Genomic DNA, 25,579 nt, shown 5'->3' on the forward strand with positions numbered 1-25,579 from the left:
CGAACCGCGTTGCGCTGTCGGGTCGACCGAGCTGACCGATGCTTATTTGGGTCGTACGCCCCGCTCCCACAACCTTGACGGCCTCCCCCGTGTCCCGTCGGACATCTGCCCCGTTCCCTGCAGCTTCGGCTCCATGAACCGCCGGAACGTGTCGCGCATGAGCGCCTCACCGGCCACCACCTCGTGCAGCTCGCGGAGATCCTTTAGCGTGAACGGATCATCCAGCAGCCCCCCAGGATCCGGGGCCTCCGCATAGGCAGCCCGCAGCCATTCCACGGCCTTCGCTACAATATCCGCGTGGCCGTAGGGAAGTCCCAAGATCAGCTCCGGTTCCCCGGTCACCGAAGCCAGCCGGACGCCGTCGGACTCCACTGCTTCCTCCAGAGCAGCAAGCGGCACCACGTCCACGTGCGCCACTGACAGCACCCAGCCGCGGTCGTCGCGCCCGGGCTCGTCGAAGACCTGCAGCTGGCGCGGCACCCGCCCGGAGATGCCCGCCTTCTCTCGCAGACCGCGAAGCACCGCGTCCGCGAGGGTCTCGCGTTCGCGCAGGAACGTGCCAGGCAGCGCCCACTTTCCGTGCTGACGATCCTCTTCGCGCCGCACCAGCAGCACGCACACGCTGCCCTCCGCAACGGTCAGCACCGCCGTATCCACCGCCACCGAGGGGCGCGGGTAGTCGAGCAAGGACGCACCAGGGCTGTTCTTGGAATCCTTCACACGATTATTTAACGCAGTCTTGCGCGAAAGATGCAAGCCGTGCATACTGAAATCAATTAGCGCAGAAATGCATTAAATCACCTGGAGGTTCATCATGAAGGTTCCACAGCTCCACGTCGGCGCGGGCAGCAGGCTAGGCCCGCTCAGCATCTTCCCCGTCTGGACCTCCGGCTCCGGCAGCCTGGGCATCAGCACCGGTACCCACGCCGACGTCGCCGTGAGCGAACTCGCCAGCGGCCCCCAGGTCGCCCGGCTCACAGTCACCAACAACGGCCCGCACCCCGCCCTGCTGCTGGAAGGCGAGCTGCTCGAGGGCGGACAGCAGCACCGGACCTGCGCCCGCGACGTCGTCCTGGGCCCCGGCGAAACCCGCGACATCGACACCTACTGCGTCGAGGCCGGCCGCTGGGAAGCCGGCAAGTCCAGCCACCGGCGGCACGCGCGGCGCGCACCGCTGAACGTCTGGTCCGAGCTGGCCACTGGTTCGAACGGCCTGCGCGGGACCAACCGGCAGGGCCGCATCTGGGAGCGCGTCGGCCGTTTCGACGCCGCCCGCGGCGCCTCGGTGACGAGTTCCCTGCTCGACCACATGGACCGGTTCAAGGAGGACGTGCACAACCGCTTCGACGCCGCGGACGCACCGGCCGCGCTGGAAGGCCAGCGCGGCGTCGTTATCGGTCTTGGCCAGCAGCCGCTGCTCCTGGAGGTCTTCGGCACTAACACCCTCTTCCGCCGCCACTACCGCCAGCTGATCGATTCCGCGCTGCTGGACCTGGAACTCCTCTCGCCCCAGGCACTGGCGTCCGGCCCCATGCCGGGCCAGCGGGCCCGCGACTTCGCCGCCCACGTCCAGGCGATGGACTTCGGAACGTTCGACGACGGCGTCGCGGCGGTCGAGGTCCGGAACCACGGCGCCCTCCGGAGCCGCAACGTCGCCCGCGCCGGCGGAACTGTTTCCGCCGCCGGCATCGCCGTCGAGCTCCCCAAGCGCCGCCCCCAGCTGGCCCACCTGACCGGCTGGAACACCAAACACCCCCTGATGGAGATGGCATGAAACTGACCCCCTTGCAGAATGACCGCGCGGCCGGCGTCCTCGTCGCCCTAGCCGCAGGCGATGCCCTCGGCGCCGGCTACGAGTTCGGCGCGCCGCTGCCGGACGGCGCCGAGGTCACCATGAAGGGCGGCGGCCCCTTCGGGTTCGCGCCGGCCGAGTGGACCGACGACACGTCCATGGCCATCCCGATCGCCCAGGCGTTGCTGGAGGCAGGGTCCGACGCCGGGTCCTCCTCCCCAGCGGCGCTCACCATGATTGTCCGGGCCTGGACGGCGTGGGCCGCCGAGGCCAAGGATGTGGGCGCACAGACCAGCTCGGTCATCGCCGCTGCCCGACGGCTCGCTTCCGCGGCTGACCGGAGCAAGGTCCATGCCGTTGACTTCAGCGCCGCGGCCGCGGAGTTCCACGCCCGCACCGGCCGCAGCGCCGGCAACGGCTCGCTGATGCGCACCGCACCACTGGCGCTGGCTTACCTGCACCGGGAGCCGTCTGAACTGATGGCCACCGCTGGCATGATGAGCGCCCTGACCCACGCCGATCCTGACGCGCAGGAAGCCTGCGGCCTCTGGTGCGTTGCCATCCGCGGGGCGGTCCTGACCGGGAGGCTCGACGTCCGGACCGGTCTGCCGCTGCTGTCCCCCGAGCGGACGGCCGTGTGGCTGGAGCGGATCGAGACGGCCGAGCGGTCGCGGCCCCGGGATTTCACCAACAACGGCTGGGTGGTCGAGGCGTTCCAGGGCGCCTGGAGCGCCATCCACTTTGCCGGATTGTCGGCTTCAGGTCCGGCCCACCTGCGGGCGGCATTGGAGGAAGCCGTGCGCGGCGGCCGGGACACGGACACCGTTGCCGCCATTGCGGGCGGCCTGCTGGGCGCGGCCTACGGCTACACCGCGGTGCCCTTCGAGTGGAGGCGCCGCCTGCACGGCTGGCCCGGGCTGCGGGGCCGCGACCTGATGATGCTCGGCATGGAACTGGGCCGCGGCGAGGGCCGTCGGACCACATCCTGGCCCCGTGCTCAACGCCACGACTACAGCATTTGGAGCCGCACTGATGCTTTGGTCCAGCACCCGCACGACGACGGCGTCTGGCTGGGCGGCGTCGGCTCGCTCGGGCGGGTGGCCGAGTTGGGGATCGACGCCGTGGTGTCACTGTGCCGGTTGGGGACATCGGATGTACCGTCCGTTCCGCCGGAAGACCACGCCACTTTCTGGATCATCGACTCCCCCTTTGAAGGCGACAACGCGCATACCGCGTTTGTGCTGCGGGACGCGGCGGCCGCCGTCGAACGCTACCGCACGGAGGGGAAAACGGTGCTGCTGCACTGTGTCCGGGCCGAGTCGCGGACCCCGACTGTGGCGGCGCTGTATGGGGCACGGGTGGCTGGTGTTTCTCCGATTGAAGCGCTGGAGGATGTGCGGCGGGTGCTGCCTGGCGCGAATCCGAACCCGCTGTTTCTTAGGTTGCTCGGCGCGGTGCCGACGGACCGAGTGAATAGTGTCACACCGGCCACGTAGTCTGCTTTCACGAGCTTGAACAGTCCAAATGGGGGATGAAATGGCTGACCTGATCCAAGAGGTAATGCATGGGGCGGACTCCGAGTCTGCCGCAGCTACCTCTGTCCCAACGGCCTATGACTATGCGTTCCTGTACTCGTGGCAACAGGAAGCGCTGAAGGCCTGGCATTCAAATGCCAGGCGTGGCGTCGTGGAGGCTGTCACCGGATCAGGTAAGACCCGGGTTGGCATCGCGGCCGCATTTGAAGCCGTCCGCCAGGGAATCAAAGTATTGATCCTTGTCCCCACTGCCGAGCTCCAACGTCAATGGCTGTCCTCCATCCAGCGCGACCTCCCTAAGGTTCGCCGGGGTGCACTCGGCGATGGCCGCACAGATTCTCTCGATCAGGTGGACATCCTGGTGGCGATAGTCCATTCGGCGTCCAACCGCGAGACGCTGCGAAGCCACAAGGCCGGGCTGATCATCGCCGACGAATGCCACCGCTATGCCGCTCCCATGTTCACGGGGGCTCTTCAAGAGGGATTCGCCTGGCGACTCGGACTGACCGCCACCTACGAGCGGTCGGACGGAGAGCACGAGACAGTCTTGTCGCCATATTTCGGCGGAGTTGTCTACAAGCTTTGGTACGACCGCGCACTAAAAGACAATGTCATTGCGCCGTTCGACATCGCCCTCGTCGGTGTTGAACTCACGCCAACGGAGAGAGTCAACTACGACGATCTCTCCAACACCATGCTGGAAGCGGCGCGCAACCTGGAGACCTACGCCGGAATCCCCCGGCGGCCATTCCACCAGTTCATCGCGGCAGTCGCCTCGCTCGCTGGGTCAGACTCCATCACTCGGGAATCGACAATTGCACGGAAGTACATGCGGGCGATGGCGTCCAGGCTCACGTTGCTGGCGGAAGCCCGGACCAAATACCACGCCCTGGCAGCCCTCAAGGAGACCGTTGACTCGTCTCGCGGCACGCTGGTGTTCACCCAAACTCAAGAATCAGCACGGCGTGCTCAGGAGCTGTACACGGCGATGGGTTCCAAGGCTTCTGCGATCTTCAGCGGGATGGCCAAGGATGAACGCCGGCAGGGCATGGAGGAGTTCCGCAACGGTACTTCGCAGATCCTGGCCGCGCCGAGACTGCTCGATGAAGGCATCGACGTGCCGGAAGCTGACCTCGGCATCATCGTCGCGGCCAATCGCAGCCAGCGACAGATGGTCCAGCGCCTGGGACGCGTCATCCGCAAGAAGGCCGACGGTCGCGTCGGGCGTCTCGTTGTCCTGTATTCGAAGGACACTGTCGAGGACCCCAATGTCCAAGGCGAAGAGTTTCTGGGCCGGGTGCTTCCGTTCGCCCGCAAAGTCGAGTTCTTTGACATCAAGACAGACTTGGACCGGCTGCAAGGCTTTCTTCGCCAGGTGGTGGCCGAGCCCAAACCGGGGCTTCCCCCGGTCGCTGAGGCGGATCCGATCGCCACTGTGGAGCAGCCTCAGGCGTTGCCCGAGCCACCACCTGAAGAACCCGAAGATGATTCCGAGCCTGTGGGCTTCGATTTGGACGATGACGAGTGGCCTGAACAGCTTGCCGGCAGCGAGAGCGTCACCGACGACGCCGTCGCGGACTACCTTCGGCGGCTGGGCCGCCACGAATTGCTGACGGCTGAGCAGGAGGTGGAGCTGTCCCAGGAGATCGAGGCCGGACTTTTTGCTGAGCATCTTCTTGACGATAAGGATTCGACGCGCCCGCGACGGGAAATCCGGGAACTCGAGTTCCTTGCTCTGCTGGGAAAACGAGCGTCCGACACTCTGCTGAATGCGAATCTGCGATTGGTCGTGTCGATAGCCAAGAACCACACCAACCGCGGGCTGGACTTTCTGGATCTGATTCAGGAAGGAAATCTGGGACTACACCGGGCCGTCTGCAAGTTCGATTTCACCATGGGCTTCAAATTCTCCACATACGCGACGTGGTGGATTCGCCAAGCCATCACGCGTGCTCTGGCCGACCGAGCCCGTCTTATCCGGTTGCCGGTTCACATGGTCGAGCAGATTCAGAAGCTTCAGTCGGCGCAACGGACTGCTGCAATGAATGGATCGTCATGTAGCAATGAAGATCTTGCCCGGCTCACGGACAATTCAATCGAGAAGGTCGAATACCTCCTGAATTTGGACAAGGCGATCCACTCGCTGGACATGCAAGTGCCAGATGGCCGAGGAGGTACCGAAGCTCTCGCCGAACGGCTGGCTGATCCGTTTGATCTGGAAGTGACGGATTCGCTCTTTCAACAACTTATGAAAGAGCAGGTGCATGCTGTTCTGGACGCACTGGAGGAACGGGAGGCCGGCATCATCGCCATGCGCTTCGGCATGACCGATGGCCAGGAAAAGACCTTGGACGCAATCGGTCAGGTGTATGGCGTCACCCGGGAGCGAATCCGCCAAATTGAAGCCAAAACCATGAAGAAACTCCGCCATCCATCTCGATCCTTGGTGTTGCGGCAGTACATGTTTGACGGCAACGAGTCGCTGCAGGAGGTAACCGTGGAGCCTGGAGCCGACACCACGGAGAGCCTCTAAGCGATGTCTTCCCGCTGGCACGCCCCTGCAGCCGCGGGAGGATGGAGGACGCTCTGGCCGACGAGGTCCAGACGCTGCGAAATGCAAGTTGAGTTCTGGGTGGCCGGTCCAACAATTGCCGCCACCAATCGAATGCCACAACCACCCATGGGGATCACATCATGAATACACCGCGCTTCGACCCTTCGCCTGCTGAAGACCGACAGAATGCAGTTGGGGTGGTTGTCAGCTCATTCCTTGCCGGGGATCCTTTGCGATGCATTGCCGCTGCAGCGAACATGAGCAGCTGGGAGGCTCTCCATGTCCTCGGCAGTCGAATCGCAGACCGGGGTGAGGAGCGGCGGTCCAAAGCCCTCCGGAGTCGTAGTACTGCAGCGGCCGAAGTCCTCTTGAAGGAGATGGACCGTTTCCAGCAGCTTCAGGGAGCAGGTATTGATGTCCTGGACGTCCCGAAGGTTCTGGCTGCTCTGGGCGCACCGCTCGACGTTGATATCGCTGTGGAGCTACTGCGCAGCATGGAGATCCTCAAGGACATCCACCATCAGGTAGCAGGCGTGTGGCCTGCTCCGCCCACCGATACGCTCAGTTTGCTGTATATCACCGGCCGCCACCGCGGTGTGAAACCAGATTATGAACTGGCTCTGGGGATGATGCCTCTCTCGTCAGTCATCGAAATCCGGGAATTGCTGGATGCGGATCATATCTACCGGCAGACAGCCGAAATCTTGGCGGTAATTGAAACAACAGCCCAGGCCATCCGCGCCGGCGATGTCGCGGGAATTTCGTACTCGGACTATGACGAGATAGCGAGGGCAATCTCGGAGGAACTTGGAGACGTCACGACCGATCCCGGAGTCAGCTGGCCGGTGCCGGCAAGAGACCTCCGCCGCGGACTGGGCAAGGGGTTCTGGGACGCTGCACTGAGCTCGGCGGGGCTGCAGCCACCTTCAGCCGCAGACCGCTTCAGCGCGATTGATTTCATCGAAGCGGCTAGAGGATTCATGAGGGCTTACACCCAATTCGGATCCCCGAAGGACGTAGCCAGCTACGACAGTTGGATGATTGCCGAAACGGCGGCCGGTCGCGATCGCCCGTCCGTCGTCGCCATCCGAAGGCATTTCGGCGCCTGGGAATCGGTGATCGGCGCCGTCATGCCTCCGGAAATCGAGGATGAGTACGACGGCATTGTCAACCACATTAGAGCCGAGAACGACGTCCGAGAAGCTTGGGCGAAAGCAGGCGAACTGATCAGCGAGGTTCTGGCCAACATGCCGTGGAACTCATTCCTCAGCATTCAGTACGTTGACGACACCGAAGGACTGACGCCGTACGCCCAGTCAGTTCCCAGCGCTGATGGGGTCTGGTTCGAAATTGTGTCCGAGAAGTATTTACCCGCGGACCAATGGTCCATAGATACTGGCTACCTATCCGAGAATGGCTGGTCCGCTCCCGATAACGATTTTCCGAACTGGTACAAGGACGGTATTCCGCACATCGAAGCGGGGCACCAGATACTCGAAGGCTTGAGATATGGCCGGGGTTGCCACGACGCAAGCAAGCTTCAATGGCATACCGGCGAATTTCCGACCGCGCCCGGTCCGGACGGTGGCGTCACACTTGATGACGCGCTGAACGGTATTGTGCAGACACTTAGTAACGCTGCCTAGCCAAAGTCCGAGTTGATGGAGCACCGATGAAATGCATTCCGGAAGAACCCGAATTCGGCGATGGCCTGGTGGCCGAGAAGGCGGTTTGGGACGCGCTGAAAAACAGCCTCCCGGACGACGTCGTCCTTGCCCACTCAGTCCAGTTGCGGGACGGACGGGCAGAACACGAGATTGACATCCTCGTCTTGTGGCCCGGCGTCGGCATGGCTGCCATTGAGGTGAAGGGCGGGCGTGTCTCGGTGGAAAACGGGCAGTGGCTGCAGTCCGACAGGTCCGGAGTGCACAAGATACAAAGTCCCGTTGCGCAGTCGCAGGGCTCGCTCCACGCCTTCAGGCACTGGATCGGCCGCCAGCTAGGGACGCCGCTGACGAGCCGCTTCGCCTACATGGTCAGCGTCCCCTACACCGATGTGCCCCGTGATTGGGAGATGGCGGGCTGCCCGCGATCGCTGGTTCTCGACAAGGAAGACACAGCGTCGGCGGCCGAACTGGTCCGGACCGCCATCGAGCGGGAAGGCGGCGGAGTTTCCTCGCTGGCGCCGCCGTTCATGGAACGCATCGTGCGCGTGCTCAACGGAACACTGGGACACGATGCCACCAAGCCGCTGGACCCCAAAGAGTCGGAGGACGTCCAGGATCATCTCACCGAGCGGCAGTCGGTGCTGTTGAAGGCCACACGGTCTTTGCCAAGAATCCGTTTCACCGGCGGTGCGGGAAGCGGAAAGACTTGGCTGGCCGTGGAGAAAGCCCGGCTGCTCTGCAAACAGGGCAAACGCGTCGGACTGTTCAGCTATAACAAGGGCCTCAGCCAGTACCTCCAGGACCGGGTCTCGACCTGGCGTCACGCCCAGCCGGCGTTCACCGGAGAGTTCCATGAATATGCCCGGCGCCTCGGAGTGCCGGACGGCACGGGACCCGCCTATTTCGAAGAGGAATTGCCACAGCTACTCAAGGATCTCGCGGTCAGTCTCCAGCCCGAGCAGCGGCTGGATGCCATAATCGTTGATGAGGCTCAGGACTTCGCCCCGCTGTGGTGGGAAGCGTTGCTTGCCACCACCACGGATGACGCCGAGATCTACGCCTTCCTGGACGATCACCAGGACGTCTACCGGCGTTGGAGCAATCCCTCGACGGATGGCGAAAGCCCGCTGGAAGACCTAGTGACCATCCACATCGACGAGAACCTGCGAAACACGAGGAAGATCGCCGAAACATTCAGATCCTTTGCGGGCGATCACTTCACTCCCCGCGGCAGCACGGGACTGCCCGTCCGGCGGGTTCAGTGCGCCACCGAGGACGCCCTCAATGTCGCTGGTGACTGCATTGATGCGCTGATCGAGGAGGGGTGGGTGAACAACCAGATCGCCATGCTGACGACGAAGGAACGCCACCCAATCCATAAGGAATTCTTCGAGAACGGCACCACGGCTGACTACTGGCGCGAGTTCCACGCAAACGAAACCGAGTTCTACGGTCACGTTCTGGGCTTCAAAGGCCTGGAACGGTCAGTGATAGTCCTGTGTGTCAACGGCTTCAAAGACCTGAGCCGAGCTGCTGAACAGCTCTACGTTGGCCTGTCCCGGGCGCGCAGTCTCCTCGTGGTTGTCGGCGACTCTGATTTGCTGGAGGAGGCCGGCGGCCGGGATCTCCAAACGGCTCTGTTGCGCGCCCAGGTTTGGGCGCCGGCGACGCCCATCGACCGCTAAGAACGAGCGCGGGGGCCGCACTCCAGGCGGCCCCTCTTCATTGTCGGTGGGGCAGTGCATGCTTTTTATAGCAGTCAGAAGAATTCCGCCTACCTGGGGATAGACTTCCGAGGGTCTCAGGACTCAATGACGAGTTCCACCGGCAGCACCAGCTAATTGGCGAGCACCACAATTTGGGGGGAAAGATGACAGTTCCGGACATTCTGGATGATGGCAACATCGATGAAGCAGCCAATCTGCTCGTCGCCTACTACCGTCGAACAAGTGCAGATCTGCCTGCGTACACAGGCAGCGTCTTTAATAGCTGGGCCGGTGGAGGAGATGGACCGGGCGTCGTGAACTGCGTCACGGCCGACGACCTCATAGCTGTCTCATTCCTTGCCTTGGATGTCCCCGGCGAAGCGGCCTTTGGAATTCTGAAAACTCATAGAGCGCTGATTTCCGACCTCTTGGCGCAAATTCCTGCCAACCTCGACATGGCTGACATGCAAGCGAACGACTTTGACAAACTACTGGGCGAAGACAGCGCCGCGCTTCAGCTGTGGCACGTCCTCCGGGGACGCGACACCGGCCGCTGGGGCATGGGCGAGACCCGCACAAGCAAACTACTTGCCCGGAAGCGTCCCAAGCTCATCCCCATCTACGATTCGATCGTAGGGCCGCTGATGGAACTTGAGACCGGCTCGCTAGGCCAGTGGAAGAGGTGGCACACGGCGTTGACCGACGGCACGGGCCTCCCCCAGCGGCTCCAGGAAATTCGCACAGTCTCAGGAATATCAGATCCGATCTCCGATCTCCGTGTCATGGATATCGTGCTCTGGATGCACGGCAAGCAGAAACTAGCCTCATGACCGGCAGCAGACTGGGGCACGAGGCGCCCAAGGACAACTACGCACAGTTCATCGAGCAACTGGATGCCGCGTCGAGGAATCTGACCGCTCGCCGCGAACCGCTGACGCGAACGCTCGAGATTCTGGACGTGCTGTTCAGGCAAAACAACCTTGGACTCAAGCTGTGGGAGGAACGGAGCACCAAAGTCGGCAGGCTGGTGGCCAAGGAAGTTAAGTCAGCTGACAAAAATCTAGCGCTGAGTGAACTCCACGAGGTATCTCAGCAGATGGAAAGTATGTTCCTGAACCGCACTCAGCGCATCGGAGAAAAGCAAGCTTCCATTCAGGCCCGCCGGGAAGAAATCAGCAAATCCCTTCTCGAGCTGGACCGCAGCAGGCTCAAGCTGACGTCATCCAGAACACTGTCCCGCGAACGTGAAAATCTGAACAATGCCCTTGCTGACCTTGTGGGTACGCCCCAGGGGGCAACCACCGGTTCGGCAGATCCGGGCCTGCGCGCCGACCTTAACGAGGCTAGAAGGGCAATCGTCCTTGCCGAGGCTCTCATGGAAGTGAAACGGAGATGACCGTGCCCGAATGGCCTACGGAGAAGCGCGTGATCAGAACTTTCACTTCTGCGCAATGGGACGGCAAACGTGGTTTCAAGGCGAGGAGCCTTCTGGCCAAATTCACTGCTAAGCGGTTCTTGGTGGGCCTCGCCGTTCTCGCAATCCTCACCAGGCTTGGAGCATTCGGCGCGGTGGCCATAACGCTCGGCGTGGTCGCCTTACTCCTTTGGATTCTGTCGGAAGACAAGATCCGACAGAAATTTGCGGACGAGCTCATTGCAGATGCCAACGAAACCATCGTCGGCCTCACCGGGGACGCCACCGCGGGGTTGTCCAGAAAGACCTTTGAATCGTTGTGCTCCGCCGGTGGGCGCATTCCTCTGCCGGTAAACGGGGTGCCGGGACTCGAGCTGAGTGTCGTCAGCGACAGGCCAGCTGTGGAACGCATAGCAGCGATAGCGCGGGTGGACGAAACGGTCCGCACGAGTTGCGTCACGGTCTTTGCTACGCCGCCCGACTACGGAACCGCCAGCTTCGACCGGCTTCTTCAGGCCACCCTCGACGCAGACTGACCGGGCGCCCCGGTCCACGGTGGCACCAAACGAGTCGCACCGTTCATTGTCCGACCCTGCCCATATGATCTAGGAACTGTCGCTCCAGCACGTCCCAGGGGATAACGTGAACGTTTTGTTTGGCTTGTACCTCGACCGAGCTCCGTGGACCTACCGTGATTCCGCGCTGGGCGCGGTCAGGCTCGGCCCTTGGGGTTGGCCCAGCTCCTTCAGACCCGGCTGGGGCTGACCGGGCCCGACGCCCGCCACTCCACGCGGATCCGGCAGTATATGGCCCGGCTCGCAGAGCAGGACACCCCGCAGTCTTGGTTCCACGGTTCTTTCTCCGTCGATCCTTGGTCCACCGCCATCGACCTACTGAACATGCGCGATGAACTTGTGGTCAACGGATGGACGGGTCTCGCTCCAGACGGGTCCACCGCAAAGCTAAAAGCCCTCGCTTCCTTGGAGCAGAGCCAGCTCCCCCTCGACAGGGCATTCGCCGATTACCCGATGGAACTCATCCATGAGCTCGAGAGCGCGACCGCTGCCCACTGGACGCTCGGAATCTCGCAACTCAAACTCCAGCACCCCCGCAGCTCGTTCCCCGCCATCTGGAACCGTCTCATCGGCGCCCTGGAACGCCGAGGCGTGATGGTAGTGGAGCCTTCCCTGCCGACAGAGCCGGTGGGCGAGGTAACAGTCCTCGTCGCCAAGACCGAATGGGAAGCGGCGGAACACACCGCCCGATGGCTCGGATCCGCCTCCGCAGACAACTCCGCCACGGAGCGCTCCGCCGTCGTCGCCTCCTCGGGCACCGCGCTGCTGGACCAGGAATTGCAGCTCCGCGGTCTGCCGCGGATCGGTGTCAGCAACCGTTCACGCTGGCGGGCAATCGACCAGATCATTCCGCTCTTCTTCAACGTGATCTGGGGGCCGGTGGACGTCCAGCTGCTGGGCGAGTTCCTGAACCTCCCGGTGAGCCCCGTCCGGCGCGCAGCCGCACGGCACCTGCTGCATGCCCTCGCCGCCCAGCCGGGAACCGGCGGCGATGAATGGCTGGGCGCCCTGCAAAAGATCAGCAACGACGCAATACTCGGCCCGGTCGTCGCTGCAGAGCTGAACCAGCTGCTCAGCACGGGGCTGCTGAGCGACGACGGCACTGTCAGCGGCAGCGTTGTCGTGGAGCGCGCGCAGTGGCTACGCGTCCAGCTCAGCCGCCGCGTGCGGCTCTATCCGCAGCTGGAATCCGTGCTCAGCCACCTCAATGAATTCACGGCCCTGATCGATGGGCCGGAACCGGTGACCCGGAAAACCATCGCGCGGATCCTCGAGTCCGTCATTCCCGCGAGTGCCAGTCCCCTGACTAGAGGCGAGGCCGCGCCGTGGGTGACTCTGCGCAGCCTCGGGGAACTATGCGACAACGTCGACACGCTGGTCTGGTGGGGGTGCCAGGATGACGGCCAGACCCGACCCCGCCATTGGGACGACGCTGAACGGCAGGCGCTGCAGACTATCGGCGTCGAGCTGCCGGATCCTGCGGCCCTTGCCGAGCTGGAACTCTCCGTAGCAGTGAACGCCGCGAGGCACTGCCGGCGGCTGTTGCTGGTGCGCGCCGCCGAAATCAGCGGGGAGCCGACGAAAGCCCATCCCGTGCTGTCCTCCCTCGCCTTCAGCACGCTTCCGACTCCCCTGCCCGGCAATCCGGTCGAAAACAAGAAGGCAGTGGAACACGCCATCACGGCGCTCACCGTTGGTCCCGCCGAACTGGTGCGCGACGGCGTCTGGCGCCTCGCGGGCCGAACCGCTACTTTGACACCGGTGCGGCCCTCCCAAACTCAGCTGCTCCCGGCATCCCACGAATTGGGTCCCCGTCCGGCCTTCATCCCCGACAAGCTCTCCTACTCGCAGCTCAGCACGTTGATCGGCTGCTCCATGAAGTGGGTCTTGGAGAAGAAGGGCCGGCTTAAGGTGGGCGACGCGCAATCGGTCCCCTCGGGGAACACCGTGATCGGCACCTTGGTCCACAAGGTGGTCGAGGAACTCTTTGGCGAGCTCTACGCCGCGAACCGCGCCGTGCCGGAGCCGAAGGAAGTTCAGGCCAAACTAGACCAACTCGTGCCGCACTACGCCTCGGAGCTGCTCTTGCCGGGTAAAGGAAGCAAACTCGCAGGCCTCCGGCCCGTCATCGAGAACTCGGTCATCAAGCTGTTCCAGACCTTGCAGACCCAAGGGGTCTACATCCGCGCCACCGAGCACGAGTTCAACAAGCCTGCCTCCTTCAACGTCAATGGAGCCCCGATCGAAATTCACGTCTCCGGCTTCATCGATGTCCTTGCTGCGGACCAACACGCTGAACCCGTCGTGATCGACCTTAAGTGGACCAACCGCTCGAAGTACCGGAGGGAAGAGATCACCAAGGGCGACGCGATGCAGCTCGCCCTGTACCACTAGGCCCTGGACGAAGGGCCGGACCCCATGTCCACTGTTTCCGAGGACGCTCCGATGTCCTACTACATGCTCAAACAAGGCGAGTTTGCCTCAACCAGCAAACTCTTCGGGGCGGCCTTGGCCAGCCCCGCGTCCAGCCGGAGCACCTGGCAGCGCTCCGTCCGGGCTGCTGAATTCTCCATCTCGGAAGTGGTCGGCGGTCGCGTCCTGGCGGCTGGACGGCAGGAGCTGGGATCGTCCGATGAGCAGCGGGAAACGGCGACGGAGGACGGCCGGCTCTATCAGAAGCCTCCCTGCAACTTCTGCGACTTCTCCGCACTCTGCGGCCTCAAGGGGGACCTGTCATGAGCCACGTACTGAACAACGTCACCATGATCACAGCCAGCGCCGGGACGGGTAAGACATACAGCCTGATGGGCGAAATCGCCCGGGAAATCAACAACGGCACGAAGCCCAGCCAGATCCTGGCCACCACCTTCACCAAGAAGGCCGCCGCAGAACTCATCGACAGGGTCCAAGCCGAACTCTTCGGCCAAGAACGCCCTGACGCCGCCCGGCAGATGTCCGTCAGCATGGTGGGCACGGTCAACAGCGTTTGCAGCCGCCTGCTTCAGGAATACGCGGTCGACGCTGGGCTCTCGCCCGCGCTGCAAGTCATCGCGGAGGATGAACAGCTTCGGGTTTTCCAACTGGCCACAGACGATGTGTTCGCAGATTTCACGCCGCGAATCCAGCCGCTTGCGCGGCGCTTGGGGTACGACGGCGAATCGGACATCCGGGGCAGCGACCCCGACTGGCGCACCATCGTCCGCGACATCACAGACGCCGCGCGCGGCAACACAATCAATCCGGCGGATCTGGCGCACTCAGCTTCATCATCGTGGCAGGGACTGCAACAGGTCTTCGGTCCGGCGGGCCTCGACGACCGTGCTTCCTGGTCCAACCAGCTCCTCCAGGGCCTCATGAGCCTCCGCGGCATGGCCGCCGAGATCATCGAAAGCGGCAAGACCCCGCCGAAGAATCTGCTCGCCTCCATCGCTCTGCTAGAGCCTGTCCTGTCCTACGCTACGCCGGAGGACGCTCCCTGGCGCTTCTGGATCGATGCGGCCGGAGTCTCAAATGCGGGGGCCAAGCGCCTGCTTGAGAGTTACATTTCAGCGGTCGACGTGGACCTGGTGTCCAACCCTGCCTTCCAGACCGAGCTGAGGGAATTCACCGAACTCGTGTTTGCCTGTGCTGCCGCCTGCCTGGACAGGTTTGCAGAATTCAAGCGGGAATACGGGCTCATTGACTTTGCCGACCAGGAAACCCTGGTCCTGGAACTGCTGGAGACCAGCCCGGGGTTCCAGGCATCCATCGCAGGACGGATCAAGTTCATGGTGGTGGACGAGTTCCAGGACACGAGCCCCTTGCAGCTCCAGCTGTTCACCAAGTTCGCCCAGCTGGTGGACAAGGTTGTCTGGGTTGGCGACTCCAAGCAGGCCATCTACCAATTCCGCGGCACGGACCCGGAACTTATGAAGGCCGTCGCAGCCCACATTGAGCAGAAGACCCAGCTGCACGACTCCTGGCGGTCCAAACAAAGGGTGATTGAGCTCTCCAACGAACTCAGCCTCGCCATGTTCCCGGAGCTCGGCGAGGACGAGGTCAAACTGACGGTTCCGGAGGCCCGCCTGGATGCCGCCCATCCCAAGAACGCCCTTGGCGGTTCACGGGAGGCTTGGACTCTGGCGGCGAAAACGGTTCCGGAGCAGCGTCGGGCCATCGCCGCAGGCGTCGCGGACCTGATCCAGCGGCGCGGGTTCAAGGCGTCCGACGTCGCTGTCCTTGCCCGGTCAAACGCGGGAGTGGAGGCCATCGCCGCTGAACTGACGGCCCTCGGGCTCAAGGCGACGACCAACACCTCCTCGTTGTTCGCCGCGCGGGAAGTCCAGCTGGTTCGCGCCGGGATGGCCTTTGTCGCATCCGACGACGACACCGTAGCTTTGGCGGAGCTGGCCCACCTTCACCCCGAGCACGGTGAATTCGGCCGTTGGGTGCCTGCTTTGTTCGACGCCGCCGACCCCAACGAAGAACTCAAGCGCTGGGCCAGCGACCCGCTCGTGTCCGGACTGGTCGAGCTTCGCGGGCTGGCCAAGCTCTGTACCCCCACGGAAATCATGGAGGAGGTCACGTCCCGGCTCGGCATTGGCCGGCTCATCAAATCGTGGAGTACCCCCGGAACGCGCCTCAAGAATTTGGATGCGCTCCGCTTCCTGCTGGAGCGGTACTACGAATCCTGTGCTGCTCTCAGCAAGCCCGCCACCCTGAGCGGCTCCCTCAAATTTATCGCCGACGCCGACAGCGCCGGCAGCGAAAACTTCGGCGACGACGTCGTCAATGTGCTGACCTACCACAAGGCCAAAGGGCTCGAATGGCCTGCAGTTGTACTGGCAAGCCTCGACACTGATGTTGCAGCAAAACCGTGGGGTGTGGCTGTTGAGGGCGTCGCCGAGATAGATGTCCGGAACCCCCTCGCCGGCCGGTGGATCCGCTTTTGGGCGTGGCCGTTTGGTGGCAAGGGCTTCAAGCCGCTCTCCGCCACGGCAGACCTTTCCCCCGTCGCCCAGCAGGTTCTCAAGCGGCGCCAGGCGGACTCCGCGCGGGTACTCTATGTGGGTCTGACCCGCTCGGTCGGCGTGACCTGCCTCGCAGCCGCCAAACCGGCCCCGGCATCGCTGAACACCCTCGCGTCAGGACCGATCGTGGAATGGACCGCGGGAGCCGGCCACGAGGGAACGATGACGGTCCAGGGCCGCGACGGCGAGCGCACGCTCTCCGTGGAAGTCTTCAGTTACGAGCCTGCGGATGGACGAACAACCGACTTTGGAGGCACGGCCCGGGAATTCGAAGACGATCTCACTGCCGCACCGGTAGCACATAAGCCTGCGCGCGAGACTGCGAGCTCGATGGAGAGCTTCGGCTTCGTTGCGGATGTTACGGAGGCCGCAGTTCTCGGGACACAGCTGATCCCCCGCGGAGCTGCCAACTGGGACCATGTGGGCTCTGCCATCCACGGCTACTTCGGTCTGCCACTTGCAGAAATGAATAGCGATGTCCGGCTCGTGGCGGCCCAACGGCTCCTGGACAGGTGGGGTGCTGCGTCCGCCGTCGACGCGGCCGTCGTGGTGGAAGCGGGCGACCGGATGCTCGCGTTTTTCGCACGGCAGTACCCGGACGCGAATGTCATTACGGAACAGTCCGTCGCCTGGCGGAACGCGGATAACCAGCTGATGGAAGGGTGGATCGACCTACTGCTGGAGACACCTGCCGGATACGTGCTGGTGGATCACAAGTCCTATCCAGGCAAAGACCCCGTCGGCCATATCAAGGACAAGTGCGTAGGCCAGATGCGCGGCTATGCCGAGGCGATCCAGTCCATCACCGGGCGGCCCGTCGTCGAGACCCTGATCCACATGCCCGCGTTGGGGAAGATGTTCCGGATCAGCTGACATTCACCACCAGCGGTGCCGACACTCCGGGTTCTGGCACGCCCATTTCGGTGTGCCCCACTCGACTTTGCCCGTTGCGGGGTAGATGCGCTCTTCTTGTACGATCATGCAGCCAGCGAATTCAGTCTTCTTCGGCATCTCCTGGCGCGTCGAGGGCATGATCATCCCGTAGGCGATCCGCCACCCCTCCTGGCCGCACACCGGGCACCGCCTCATGGCGGCCCGTTTCGTCGTCGGTACGGGGGTTGTTTCGTCGGGAGTCATGGAAGCACTGTAGGCCGCCGCTCTGACAGAAAAGGCATCTTGAGGGTTACAAAAAACGCTTAGGGCTTAGCACTTTTTGTAACCCGTCAGCGAGACGACGACCCGGGCCCTTGCGCCGGGGGCTACGTGGCCCGCGGGGCCTGGAGCACCCACCGCTGGGACACCCGCGGCCTGCACACCCGCCCTGACCTATCGGCGGAACCGCCAAGGCGCTACTGCCGAACCTCAATCTCGGGGTGGTGCTCCGTGACCCACTTGGCCATCCGACGATTCCGTCCTTCGATGAACTCCAGCGTGGCCTCCCGGTATGTCACGTACTCGTCTTTTGTGGCCGGTGTCCCGGAACGCTCGAAGTTGTCGAAGGGCAGGTAGAATCGAACAGCTTTGTAGTCGGGCGTCACGAGGTCTTGCAAGTGGAAGAACTCCACGAACTCCTTGAACCCGTCGAAGAGCGCAAAGAAGTCCGCGTACGCGTTGATGACACTGGCGAGGGGGCTCTCCGGTTCTCCCGCGTAATGACGCCGGATGCACTCTAGGGTCAGATCCATCCGGTCGGCGATGAGCGACCTGAACCCCCGGGCCTGGTTCATCGTGGGTCGGTCCTTCTTCCTGACGGGCCAGATCATCGCACTGCCGATGGTGTACGGCGGGTCCAGGTAGCGGGACCGCTCGTCCTCGTTCAGCGAGGCGATGGCGTTCGCCAGAGACGCCGTACGTGACCGGGGGCTGTATGAGCTCGTGATGGCGTCACTGCCGTACCAATGCCTCGCCTCGGAGGGGTCAGTGAAGATGAGGTAGCCGTCCCGACGAGCCGATGGCGCGGTCGGGGCGAAGAGGACGCCGGAGGCCAGCTTCTTAGTCCAAAGCAGTTCATGATCCAGCCGGAGCCTAGGACTGTTTTTGTCCGGGTCGCCTAGCCCTTGGGTGCCCGAGTGGGAGTCCGGCGGGAGGCCGGCGTTGCCCGCTTTGCTCTTCCTAGGCTTGTCAGTTTTGTAGTCGTATGAAGTATCGAAGACGCGCATGTTGGAAGTGTATGCGCACGTCAAGTTCTTAAGGCATCATTCGTTGTTGTTCGGTTACGCGGCGAAGGGTTCCTGGCCGCAGGCTTGATGGGCTGCCAGGCCACCACCGGGATCCGGTGCCCGGCCCTGCCCGTGGAACGTGTGCGTTCCACTGGCACACTCACCAAAGAGTCTCGGACCGAGATCTAGTTTTCGAAGTCGTTTCCGGACGGTGGCTAAGGACTGCGGCGTGTCGTCTAAACCGATGGGGCAGTGGAATGGCGTAAAGTCAGACTGCGGCCAAGGGGGCCATCAAAACGGGAAAGGCCGGCAACTCAATGACTACTCCACCAGCAGGCTGGTACGACGATCAAACCACTCCTGGTCGCCAACGCTGGTTTGATGGAACGCAGTGGACTGACCATTTCCAGAATGCTCCCGTAATGACCGCTCCGCCTGTCTCTCCCCCGCAGCAGTGGCAGCAGCCGCATCACACCATGGGACCAATGACCTCGTCGAATCTTAATGTGATCCGCGAGGTCGTTTACAGTCGTCAGCAAACCCCGCACAGTGCGACCGCGTGGACTCTCATCTCGCTTTTCACCGGCGGCTTCGGGCTCATTTGGGTCGTCTACTACTCGTTGAGCCCCAACCACTACTGGAAGGCCTGACGGACTAGCGTTCCGCCAGGGCTGCCAGCACCCCGCCTGCGCACGGTGATGAAGAACGTGTGGGATGAAGATTCCCAGGGCCTATTCGCCAGCCCTAGCAGTACGATAACGGGGGCGGTCACTCAGTGCCCGCCCCCTCTGCGTCTTTAGGGGTCACCTTGGCTCGAAAGGGCCAGGGTCTCAGCCCGATCAGCCTCCGAGAACACCCGCCGTGCGCCATTTGTTTTCCGGTTTGCCCAGCAGCGGGACCATGTTCCGCACATGACAAACCGCGGGTGCTACTTTTCGGCCGCTTCCTCGTTGCCGGTCGCAGACCCGCCCGCCGTCTGTTCGCCGCGCTTCTTCCGTTTGAACAGCCCTGCGACGCTCCCTCCGACGGAGCCCGCCGTACCGGCAATGGCGCCGCCGACGCCCTTGACCGCGCTGAGGGCCTGGGGTTCATCCGGGATCCCATCCCCGTCGATATCCACGCTGCGGAACGCGCGCGTTACCGTGTCGGCTGCGGTGGCCACCCCGGCGCCCACTGCCACGGCGCCGGTTGCAACGCCGCCACCGACTGTGCTGGCAGTACCAGCAATCCAGGTTCCCGTCACCTTTGCGGCATCCTCCATGGCTGCGAGAGCTCGGTTCTGTTCGACGTCGCGGTCTTCGGCGCCGGCCTCTACAGTGACGGCCAGATGTTCGGGGAACACGTCCGGGGCATCGGCGAATGCTGCCCGGGCTGCGTCGATGACGTCGCGACCGAACACGAAGCGCGTGACTCCTCCCGCCAAGGCGCCAACTCCGTATTCAATCGTTGCCTGCTGCTTTCCACTCAAGTTTTCCCGCACGACGTCCAGCTGACCCGTCTCCATGGTCCGGACCAAACTCTGCGCGGCGCCTCCAGGGAGAGTGTCCGCGAGCGTGTTCGCCCAGTGCGACCAGTCCGTGCGGCCAGCAGCGATCCTATTGCCAACGCCGACAACGCCTTCAGTCGACGCGCTCGATAGGTCTGTCGCCATCGTTGCGATTTGCTTCTGGCTCACGCGTTCGTTCGAGAGTCCGTAGACAAGGGCGAGGGCCTGATCTTTGTCGAGGTCCATTCCGTGAATATCGGCAATAGCGAGCGCGAAAACCGCGGTGATCTCGAACTGCAGCTGCTCATCGCCTGCGGGAAGGAGAGCTGCAGCCCGCTGTGCACCGTTCTTCGCAGTACCCAGTGCCATGTTCTTTGCGGCCTGTTTCGCGGCGCTCTTTGCGGCAAGTTTGACGGCTTCCTTGCCGGTCTTCTTGGCGGCCTGTTGTCCCGCACTCTTCATGCCGGCTGCTGCCGCCCCGACTCCAGGAATCATCGCGATACCAATATCAGCCGCGATCGCGCCGGCGCTGATGAGGGCACCAGCAGTGGTGATCGAGGTTCCGTAGTGACGCTCCAACATCTGGATCACCTCAGCGGGCGTTGCGTCCGGGTGCCGCCGGCGGAGCCTCATGACGTACTTGCGAGCGATTGAATGACGAGCGCTGACCGCCTTTGCAATGTCACGCGTGGCGTCCTCGCCGACGAGCTCCGCCTCCAGCGTGATGCTCTCGATATTGGTCATCGCTTACTCCTTTGTGGTTGCACCTCTCCGGGAGGTGTGAACACGGCTGATTGGTGACAATCCGCCAGTGCCGCTTTGAATCTATGGGTGATTGTATTCATGGATCCAGGCCTGGCAGGTCGCGGCGCGATCAAACTCCTCGACTAAGTGACTCCCGCCTCCCAAAACGAAGACCACCGGCAGACACCCTGAGGTAGGAGGAACAGTGGTCACCATCCGCGATGTCGCCAAGCACGCCGGCGTCTCCCCGGCCACCGCCTCCCGGGTGCTCAACGGCTCGTCGGCCACTCCGACGAGACACGGGAACGTGTCGAGACCGCGGTCAAGAGCCTCAGCTACGAAGCGGACTACCTCGCCCGGGGGCTCAAGACCCGGCAGACGTCCATGATCGGGCTCCTCGCCTCGATGGTCTCGGACGCCCTGGCTTCCCAGGTCATGCAGGGCGTTGAGGAGGAAGCCCAGGAACGCGCGGCTGTGCCGTGATGCTTGGCCGCACCGGCGCCAAGTCCGCCTTCATCGCCAACTACCTTCGGACGCCGTGCACCTACTGGGCCGCCGGCGTCATCCTCACCTCCGCGGTGATCACGCCGGAGACGAGGCAGCTGCTCGCACCGAGCGTCCCCATCATCTCCGTCGCCATCAGCGACAAGTCGGGCTCCCCTACCGTGATGCCCGGCTGGCACGAAAAAGGAGGCCGATCACGACACCCAGTGTCGCCGTCGGCCTCCTTTTATGCCCCCGCGGTGGTGCTATCCCCGCAGGGCGCTGGACCCTAGGCCGCCGTCGGAAGCGTCACGTAGCTGCCCTCGATGACGCCGGCGGCAACAACGGGAGTGCCGTCTATTGTGACATAGCTGCCACGGATGACGGGGGGCAGGTTTCGAGCGCCAGCGACCGTGACATAGCTGCCCTCGACGCCGACGGGGACGCTGCCGGCGGGGAGGGTCACGTAGCTGCCGCCGCGCACTGCGGTGTCAGCGACACTGGTCCCGGTAGCCGCCTTGAAGGTGGCTTCGGTGGTGGATGAGGAGGTTGCGGGGCGTTCGGTCAGCAAAGTCATGGGTTCTCCGTGGGGTTTCGGGATGAGGGACGTACAGGTTCTTGTGCCGCTCAAGCAGGAGGGCGGTTGCGCGTTGTGTCGCTTGCCCCGCTGGCCCGGGTGTCTTCACCGGTGCGGTACTCAAGGGCTACGGCGGCCTGCACCTAACTTTACAGGCTTATCGTGAGCTACTCAGAATAAGGTGGGAAGGCTCACGTTTTACGCAAGGCATCTATGGACTACTCCGAACGGCGCCGGCGCCATAGAAACGCACAGGTCCGTCACCTAACATGGCCCACATGAAGACTGCCCGGGATGCGCGCTCTGCCGCCGTTGTCATCAACGCCGGATCCCGCCGAGGGGCGGCACCCGAACTTGCCGTGGACACGATGCGCAAGGCAGGAGTGCCCATCTCCTCCGTGCACCACGTGCTGTCCGGGGCAGACCTGGCCGGGACGCTTGATCGGGTGCTTGCGGACGGGCACGACATGATCGTTGTTGGAGGCGGCGACGGGACGGTGTCCTACGCCGCCGGCCGGGTTGCCGGCACCAACGTTGTGCTCGGCGTTCTTCCGCTGGGCACCGCCAATGACTTCGCCCGCACGCTGGAGATTCCGAACAATCTTGCCGAGGCGTGCGCTGCCGTCGCCGAAGGGAAGGTGGTGGACATCGACCTCGGCCGGGCCAACAGTGAGCCTTTCCTCAACGTCGCGTCCGTGGGCCTCTCGGTGGCAGTTACCGAAGCTCTAAGCCCCCGCCTGAAGCGGTACATCGGGCCATTGGCGTACAGCATCGCCACGCTTGGGGCTTATGCCCGGCACAAGCCGTTCCGGGCCCGCCTCGAGTTCCCCGAGGGGGACCACGAGCCGCTGGAGCTCGAGGACCTGCTTCAGCTGGCCGTCGGCAACGGCCGGCACTATGGCGGTGGCAACACGGTCTCCCCCACGGCAGGGATCGACGATCACATCCTTGACATCTACGCCATCCTGGCGGGGCCGCTCCGGGAGCACGTGAGTATCGCACGGTTGCTCAAGGACGGAAGCTTCATCAAACACGACCGGGTGTACCACCTGACCAGCCGGCATGTCCGGCTGGTCACCGAGCCGCAGATGCCGGTGAACCTCGACGGCGAGATCGCCGTCACCACGCCGGCCGACTTCACCATCGAGCGCAACGCCGTCCACGTGCTGGTGCCTCAGAGCAGCACCAGCGCGTTGTTCGACGGGCCGGGCACCGCGAACTGGCCGTCCTGAAGGCGTCGTTTCCGAAACAGGCACGACTCCGGCACCTCTCCCCTTACTGTTGATGAGGCAAGTCACGAAACCGTTTACGTAAACCGTTTGCGTACCTGCCTCCAGACCGCAGAGGCCAAGGAGAACCAGTGGTAACCATCAGGGACGTCGCCGTGCACGCCGGCGTATCCCCCGCCACTGTCTCCCGCGTGGTCAACGGCCTGGTGGGCCACTCCGACGAAACAAGGGAACGCGTCGAAACTGCGGTCAAGAGCCTCAGCTACGAAACGGACCACCTCGCCCGCGGCCTGAAAACCCGGCAGACCTCCGTGACGGACTCCTCGCCCCGATCGTCTCCGATGCTCTTCGCCGCCTACGCCATCTCGCGGCTGAACTTCCGCTTCAAGTCGGTCATCCTGAGCGTCATCATCGCGACGTCGATGTTCCCCGGCATCTCCGTGGTGGTGCCGCTGCTGCGCCTCTTCACGGACCTCGGCTGGATCAACACGTACCAGGCCATGATCGTCCCCAGCCTGTCCTTCGCGATCCCGCTGGCAGTCTGGAACCTCACCACGTTCATGAAGGCCCTGCCGTTCGACCTCGAGGAGGCCGCCATGATCGATGGCTGCACCAAGTGGCAGGCGTTCCGCCGGGTCCTGCTCCCGCTCGCCGCGCCGGGCGTCTTCACCACCGCGATCCTGACCTTCATCCACAGCTGGAACGAATTCATTATCGCGCTGTCCATGATCAACGACCCCAAGATCCAGACCGCCACGGTCGCGATCTCCAAATTCACCGGCGCCACCGAATTCCAGGCGCCCTTCGGCGAGCAGATGGCCGCCGGCGTGATCGTCACCGTACCGTTGGTCATTATGGTGCTGATCGTCCAGCGGCGCATCGTCGAAGGCCTCACCGCGGGCGCGAGCAAATGAGCCCTGTTTCGCACGTGGGCCCCGTCGAGGAGACCACCCTTGCGCCCGCTCCCGACTGGTGGCAGTCCGCCGTCATCTACGAGGTCTACCCGCGCTCCTTCGCCGACGGCGACGGCGACGGCGTGGGCGACCTCGCCGGGCTCATCGCCCGGCTGCCGTACATCGCCACCCTCGGCGTCGGCGGCATCTGGATGACACCGTTCCAGCCCTCCCCGCAGGTGGACCAGGGCTACGACGTCACCGACTACTGCGGCGTGGACCCGCTGTTCGGCACCATGGAACAGTTCGAGTCGCTCCTGGGGAAGGCCCACGCGCTGGGCCTGCGGGTCCTGCTCGACGTCGTCCCCAACCACTGCTCCTCGGAGCACCCGCTCTTCCAGGCGGCTCTCGCGGCCGGGCCGGGCTCACCGGAGCGGGACATGTTCCACTTTGTGCCTGGTCCATTGGGCATGTCCGACGACGGCGGCGGCTCGGCTACCAGCGCTGCTGACGTTCCGCCGAACAACTGGCAGAGCGTCTTCGGCGGCCAGGCCTGGAGCCGCGCCACCCCCGGTTCGGCGACGGACACGGACTGGTACCTGCACTTGTTCTCGGCGGGACAGCCCGACTGGAACTGGCGCAACCCCGCCGTCGGCGATTACTTCGACGGCGTGCTGCGCTTCTGGTTCGACAAGGGCGTGGACGGGCTGCGCATCGACGTCGCGCATGCGCTGTTCAAGGCCGACGGGCTGCCGGACTCGCCCTCCACGGGCGGGGTGGTGGACGGGCTGCGGTCCAACCCGCAGGTCTCGGACCAGGAGGATGTCCACGAGGTCTACCGGCGCTGGCGCACCCTCGCCGAGAAGTATGAGCCGCACCGGCTGCTCGTAGGCGAGGTCAACCTGGAGCCGGCCCGCGCCGCCCGCTACACCCGGGCCGACGAGATGCAGCAGGCTTTCGCCTTCGCATTCGTGAAACTGGGCTGGGACGCGGAGGCGTGGGCCGCAGTCGGCAACGAGCTCGAGGCCGCCCGGCAGCTTCATGGCGCCGCCCCCACGTGGGCGCTGGAAAACCACGACATTGTCCGCTCTGTCACCCGGTTCGGCGGCGGCGAGCTCGGCAGCGGCCGGGCCCGGGCTGCCGTCGTGGCTTTGCTGGGACTGCCGGGCGCCTCGTACATCTACCAGGGACAGGAGCTCGGGCTGCCCGAGGTAGACGTCCCGGCGGAGGCCCGGGTGGATCCGATGTGGGCCCGCGGCGGCGTCTGCCGCGACGGTGCCCGCGTCCCGCTGCCGTGGACCGAGGACGCGGCGCTGAACCACGGCTTCTCGCTCGGTGAACCCGCTGCGGATCCGTGGCTCCCGGTCCCCGCCGGCTGGGGCACGCACGCCGTCGAGCGGCAGGAACAGGACCCCGAGTCCGCCCTGCACCTGACCAAGGCTGCTCTGGAGCTGCGCCGTCAGTTGTGGAAGAACGAGGTCTTCACCACGGACGACGGCGGCAGCTGGCGGGTCGACACCGGAAACCTCCTCATCTGCGAACGCAGCGAGCACTTCCTCGTCGCCGTGGCGATGGGAACCGAGCCCGTGCGGCTACCCGCTGGCACATTGCTGCTCAGCGCCGCGCCGCTCACAGAGGAGGGCTGGCTTCAGCCGAACAACGCAGCCTGGGTGCTGCGGGACTGAGGCTGCAGCGCTGCTGAGCCGATCTGCCATACGAAATGGGCCGTCCACGTTTCCTCGGGAACGTGGACGGT

The 25,579-nt window shown here is 63.8% G+C and carries 22 protein-coding genes; 17 read left to right on the forward strand and 5 right to left on the reverse strand.

The features are described 5' to 3' along the window. Positions 1-42 precede the first annotated feature (42 nt). Entirely contained in the window at positions 43-720 is a 678-nt protein-coding gene (locus tag M2428_RS14880; protein WP_277526729.1) for an NUDIX domain-containing protein, read from the reverse strand. Between the two features lie 94 nt (positions 721-814). Between M2428_RS14880 and M2428_RS14885 the strand changes: the two genes are divergently transcribed. From M2428_RS14885 to M2428_RS14935, 11 genes are all read left to right on the forward strand, one after another. Further along, complete coding sequence (locus tag M2428_RS14885; protein WP_277526730.1) at positions 815-1,774, forward strand: DUF6569 family protein; 960 nt, start codon at positions 815-817, stop codon at positions 1,772-1,774. Beyond that, positions 1,771-3,288 carry an ADP-ribosylglycohydrolase family protein gene (locus M2428_RS14890; protein ID WP_277526731.1) on the forward strand — a complete coding sequence of 506 codons (1,518 nt, stop codon included), beginning with the start codon at positions 1,771-1,773 and terminating at the stop codon, positions 3,286-3,288. Before M2428_RS14885 ends, M2428_RS14890 begins: the two co-directional genes overlap by 4 nt. Before the next feature lie 40 nt (positions 3,289-3,328). Then, positions 3,329-5,860: a sigma-70 family RNA polymerase sigma factor gene (locus tag M2428_RS14895; RefSeq protein WP_277526732.1), complete on the forward strand. Its 2,532-nt coding sequence runs from the start codon at positions 3,329-3,331 to the stop codon at positions 5,858-5,860. A 161-nt stretch (positions 5,861-6,021) separates the two neighbouring features. Then, a complete protein-coding gene (locus M2428_RS14900; RefSeq protein WP_277526733.1) occupies positions 6,022-7,527 on the forward strand; it encodes a hypothetical protein in 1,506 nt (501 codons plus the stop codon). A 26-nt stretch (positions 7,528-7,553) separates the two neighbouring features. After that, positions 7,554-9,233: an NERD domain-containing protein gene (locus M2428_RS14905; protein WP_277526734.1), complete on the forward strand. Its 1,680-nt coding sequence runs from the start codon at positions 7,554-7,556 to the stop codon at positions 9,231-9,233. Positions 9,234-9,418: 185 nt separating this feature from the next. Next, positions 9,419-10,084: a DUF6308 family protein gene (locus M2428_RS14910; protein ID WP_277526735.1), complete on the forward strand. Its 666-nt coding sequence runs from the start codon at positions 9,419-9,421 to the stop codon at positions 10,082-10,084. Then, positions 10,081-10,650: a hypothetical protein gene (locus M2428_RS14915; protein ID WP_277526736.1), complete on the forward strand. Its 570-nt coding sequence runs from the start codon at positions 10,081-10,083 to the stop codon at positions 10,648-10,650. Before M2428_RS14910 ends, M2428_RS14915 begins: the two co-directional genes overlap by 4 nt. Next, positions 10,647-11,204, forward strand: a complete 558-nt coding sequence (locus M2428_RS14920; protein WP_277526737.1) for a hypothetical protein — start codon at positions 10,647-10,649, stop codon at positions 11,202-11,204. The genes M2428_RS14915 and M2428_RS14920 overlap by 4 nt, the downstream gene beginning before the upstream one ends. A gap of 189 nt (positions 11,205-11,393) precedes the next feature. Next, complete coding sequence (locus M2428_RS14925; RefSeq protein ID WP_277526738.1) at positions 11,394-13,637, forward strand: PD-(D/E)XK nuclease family protein; 2,244 nt, start codon at positions 11,394-11,396, stop codon at positions 13,635-13,637. Between the two features lie 24 nt (positions 13,638-13,661). Continuing rightward, positions 13,662-13,982: a hypothetical protein gene (locus M2428_RS14930; RefSeq protein ID WP_277526739.1), complete on the forward strand. Its 321-nt coding sequence runs from the start codon at positions 13,662-13,664 to the stop codon at positions 13,980-13,982. After that, the gene (locus tag M2428_RS14935; protein WP_277526740.1) at positions 13,979-17,125 is read left to right on the forward strand and encodes a UvrD-helicase domain-containing protein; all 3,147 of its coding nucleotides are present in this window, start codon (positions 13,979-13,981) and stop codon (positions 17,123-17,125) included. The genes M2428_RS14930 and M2428_RS14935 overlap by 4 nt, the downstream gene beginning before the upstream one ends. A 3-nt stretch (positions 17,126-17,128) precedes the next feature. On the opposite strand, the gene M2428_RS14940 is transcribed toward M2428_RS14935, so the two are convergent. Beyond that, complete coding sequence (locus M2428_RS14940; RefSeq protein ID WP_277526741.1) at positions 17,129-17,389, reverse strand: hypothetical protein; 261 nt, start codon at positions 17,387-17,389, stop codon at positions 17,129-17,131. Between the two features lie 212 nt (positions 17,390-17,601). Next, positions 17,602-18,411, reverse strand: a complete 810-nt coding sequence (locus M2428_RS14945) for a hypothetical protein (protein WP_277526742.1) — start codon at positions 18,409-18,411, stop codon at positions 17,602-17,604. A 317-nt stretch (positions 18,412-18,728) separates the two neighbouring features. Here M2428_RS14945 and M2428_RS14950 point away from each other — a divergent pair, with 317 nt between their 5' ends. Continuing rightward, positions 18,729-19,061, forward strand: coding sequence for a DUF2510 domain-containing protein (locus tag M2428_RS14950; RefSeq protein ID WP_277526743.1), 333 nt, complete (start codon positions 18,729-18,731; stop codon positions 19,059-19,061). Between the two features lie 278 nt (positions 19,062-19,339). On the opposite strand, the gene M2428_RS14955 is transcribed toward M2428_RS14950, so the two are convergent. Continuing rightward, positions 19,340-20,641, reverse strand: a complete 1,302-nt coding sequence (locus M2428_RS14955; RefSeq protein ID WP_277526744.1) for a hypothetical protein — start codon at positions 20,639-20,641, stop codon at positions 19,340-19,342. 205 nt (positions 20,642-20,846) lie between these two features. On the opposite strand from M2428_RS14955, the gene M2428_RS14960 reads away from it, so the two are divergent. Continuing rightward, positions 20,847-21,029 carry a LacI family DNA-binding transcriptional regulator gene (locus M2428_RS14960; RefSeq protein ID WP_277526745.1) on the forward strand — a complete coding sequence of 61 codons (183 nt, stop codon included), beginning with the start codon at positions 20,847-20,849 and terminating at the stop codon, positions 21,027-21,029. A gap of 91 nt (positions 21,030-21,120) precedes the next feature. Then, positions 21,121-21,417: a hypothetical protein gene (locus M2428_RS14965; protein WP_277526746.1), complete on the forward strand. Its 297-nt coding sequence runs from the start codon at positions 21,121-21,123 to the stop codon at positions 21,415-21,417. Here the strand turns inward: M2428_RS14965 and M2428_RS14970 are convergent. Further along, on the reverse strand, positions 21,414-21,701 hold the full coding sequence (locus tag M2428_RS14970) for a hypothetical protein (protein ID WP_277526747.1): 288 nt from the start codon (positions 21,699-21,701) through the stop codon (positions 21,414-21,416). The genes M2428_RS14965 and M2428_RS14970 overlap by 4 nt on opposite strands. Positions 21,702-21,979: 278 nt before the next feature. On the opposite strand from M2428_RS14970, the gene M2428_RS14975 reads away from it, so the two are divergent. The 3 genes from M2428_RS14975 to M2428_RS14985 all read left to right on the forward strand — a co-directional run bounded on the left by M2428_RS14975 (position 21,980) and on the right by M2428_RS14985 (position 25,508). Continuing rightward, the gene (locus M2428_RS14975) at positions 21,980-22,933 is read left to right on the forward strand and encodes a lipid kinase (RefSeq protein ID WP_277526748.1); all 954 of its coding nucleotides are present in this window, start codon (positions 21,980-21,982) and stop codon (positions 22,931-22,933) included. A gap of 128 nt (positions 22,934-23,061) precedes the next feature. Next, positions 23,062-23,844, forward strand: coding sequence for an ABC transporter permease subunit (locus M2428_RS14980; RefSeq protein WP_277526749.1), 783 nt, complete (start codon positions 23,062-23,064; stop codon positions 23,842-23,844). Further along, a complete protein-coding gene (locus M2428_RS14985; RefSeq protein WP_277526750.1) occupies positions 23,841-25,508 on the forward strand; it encodes an alpha-amylase family glycosyl hydrolase in 1,668 nt (555 codons plus the stop codon). The genes M2428_RS14980 and M2428_RS14985 overlap by 4 nt, the downstream gene beginning before the upstream one ends. The last annotated feature ends 71 nt before the right edge of the window (positions 25,509-25,579 follow it).

It is taken from the genome of Arthrobacter sp. ES3-54 (genome assembly GCF_029504395.1).
In the GTDB taxonomy this organism is placed as follows: domain Bacteria; phylum Actinomycetota; class Actinomycetes; order Actinomycetales; family Micrococcaceae; genus Arthrobacter.